This window comes from Tahibacter caeni, from assembly GCF_024609805.1.
GTDB classification, from domain to species: domain Bacteria; phylum Pseudomonadota; class Gammaproteobacteria; order Xanthomonadales; family Rhodanobacteraceae; genus Tahibacter; species Tahibacter caeni.
In genome coordinates this window covers 1-2,379 of the sequence record NZ_JANFVR010000509.1, presented here as the reverse complement: position 1 = coordinate 2,379, position 2,379 = coordinate 1, and the positions used below count along the sequence as shown (strand labels likewise).

Annotated in this window: 4 protein-coding genes; all 4 read left to right on the top strand. The window is 75.7% G+C overall.

The genetic code is table 11. From position 1 onward, the window contains the following. Positions 1-275 (top strand): hypothetical protein (locus NON22_RS23225; protein ID WP_425508024.1); only part of this gene is annotated, 275 nt, incomplete at its 5' end. Further along, entirely contained in the window at positions 272-1,288 is a 1,017-nt protein-coding gene (locus tag NON22_RS23220) for an RnfABCDGE type electron transport complex subunit D (RefSeq protein ID WP_257389363.1), read from the top strand. The genes NON22_RS23225 and NON22_RS23220, both read left to right, overlap by 4 nt. Next, positions 1,281-1,895: an RnfABCDGE type electron transport complex subunit G gene (locus tag NON22_RS23215; RefSeq protein WP_257389362.1), complete on the top strand. Its 615-nt coding sequence runs from the start codon at positions 1,281-1,283 to the stop codon at positions 1,893-1,895. The genes NON22_RS23220 and NON22_RS23215 overlap by 8 nt, the downstream gene beginning before the upstream one ends. Continuing rightward, positions 1,895-2,379: hypothetical protein (locus tag NON22_RS23210; RefSeq protein WP_257389361.1), on the top strand; the 485-nt coding region annotated here is incomplete at its 3' end. The genes NON22_RS23215 and NON22_RS23210, both read left to right, overlap by 1 nt.

Genomic DNA, 2,379 nt, shown 5'->3' with positions numbered 1-2,379 from the left:
CGCAGCGCGCGCGCGCCGATCTCGCGCGCACGCGCTTCGTCGCACGCACCCGGCGTCTCGCGCGCGAGCAGGCGGAGAAGGTCGCCCGCGTCGCCGCACGGCGCGAAGCGCTCGCACAGGAACAGGCCGCCGCCACGGCCACGAGCGAGGCATCGGACAACAGTGTCATTCCGGCGTCTCGCATGGACAAATCCGCCGTGCTCGCGGCGATCGCGCGCGGCAAGGCCAAGCGTGCGAAGAGTACCGACGCGCCGCCGCGCGGGGACGAGGCATGAAGACCTTCGCCACGGCCGGCGCGCCGCATCTTCCGGCACCCGTCGCGGTGCGCCGCGTCATGCACGACGTGCTGCTCGCGCTGCTGCCCGGCATCGCCGTGCAGCTCTGGGCCTTCGGCACCGGCGTCGCGATCCAGATCGCGCTGGCCGTCGTCAGCGCGCTCGCGATCGAAGCCGCCGCGCTGCGCCTGCGCGGTCGCGACGTGGCGCGCGCGCTCGGCGACGGCTCGGCTCTCGTCACGGCCGTGCTGTTCGCGCTGTGTATCGCGCCGCTCGCGCCGTGGTGGATGAGCCCCGTCGCGATGCTCGTCGCGATCGGCCTGGTCAAGCAGGTCTACGGCGGTCTCGGCTCCAACCTGTTCAATCCGGCCATGGCCGGCTATGCGGTCGTGCTGCTCGCGTTCCCGCGCCTCGTCGCGCAATGGCCGGCGACGGCGCTCGACCCGGCCGCCGCGGCACGGACGATCTTCGGCGCGACCGCGGCAACGACCTGGGACAGCCTCGCTTCGGCGACGCCGCTCGATGCGCTGCGCCAGCTCGCCGCGCAGGGCCAGCGCCTGCCGGAGATCGGCGCGGCCGCGCTGTTCCGGCAGAGCCGGCCCGAGGTCTGGGCCTGGGCCGCCGGCGCCTGGCTGCTAGGCGGTTTCTGGTTGCTGTGGCGCCGCGTGATCGGCTGGCAGGCGACCACCGGCGTGCTCGCCACGGTGCTCGCGCTGACCCTGCCGTTCTGGCTACTCGACGCGGAGCGGCATCCGTCGCCGCTGCAGCATCTGGCCGGCGGCGGCCTGATGTTCGCCGCCTGGTTCGTCGTGACCGATCCGGTCAGCGGCTGCACCTCGCCGCGCGGACGCCTGCTGTTCGGCGCCGGCGTCGCGGTGCTGACCCTCGCGATACGCCGCTGGGGCAACATCCCCGACGGCATCGCGTTCGCCGTGCTGCTCATGAATGCGGCCGCGCCGCTGCTCGACCGCGTGACGCGGCCGCGCATCTACGGACACGGCCGGCATGGCTGAGGCGCGCCGTCCGTGGCCGCTCGCCGCGCAGGCGCTGCTCGCGCTCGCCGCGCTCGCGTTCGCCGCCTGGCTCAGCCAGGACGGCCTGCGCGAACAGGCGCAGCTGCGCGAGCGCGGCGAACTCGCCGGCCTGCTGCCGGGCCTGGACTACGACAACGATCCGCTGGCCGACCGCATCGCCGTGCGCGATCCCGCGGCACTCGGCAGCGACGACCCGCAGCCGCTGTGGCGCCTGCGCCGCGGCGACGCGGCGGTCGCCTGCATCGTCGATGCGGTCGCCCAGGGCTACGGCGGTCCGCTGCAGCTGCGCCTCGGCATCGCGCGCGACGGCCGCCTGCTCGGCGTGCGCGTGCTTGCGCACCGCGAGTCGCGCGGCCGCGGCGACGCGTTCGAGCACGACGGCGGCCGCTGGCTCGCCGCGCTGAGCGGACATTCCCTGCAGGATCTGCCGGCCGAACGTTGGCGCGTGCGCCGCGACGGCGGCGCCTTCGACCAGTTCGCCGGCGCGACCGTGACGCCGCGCGCGATCCTCGCGCGCATACAAGCCGTGCTCGCCGCGTACGCGGACCACGGCGAGCGTTGGCTCGCCGACGCGGAGCCGCGCTGATGCCGTCCGCAGCGCATCGCGCCACCCTGCCGGCCGCCGCCGTGCTCGCGGCCTTTCCGCTGCTGCTCGCCGCAGAGGACCTGCGCAGCGGCCTGCAGCTCGGCGGCGCCGTCGCCGCGGCGCTGACCCTGCTGCAGTTGCTGTCGCTGCTGACGCGCACGGCCGCCTCGTCCGGCGCGTTCGCGGCGGCCTGCGGCACCACGGTCGCCGCGGCGGCCGCGAGCTGGCTGCTGGCGGCCTATGGGTTGATCGCGCCCGAAATCGCCGCGCTGCTGCCGCTGGCCGTCGCGAACCCGGCCTGGTGGCAGTCGGCCGGAGCGCCGTCGCTGGGCCTGCTGCTCGTGGCCGCTCCGCCGCTCGCCGGCGCCCTGCGCAGCGCTTCGGCCTGGCTGGCCGCCATCGACGACGGCGGTTTCCTGACCGGCGCGAGCGCCTGGCTGCTGTCGCCGGCCGGCCTGCCGATCGTGGCCGCGCTCGCGCTCAC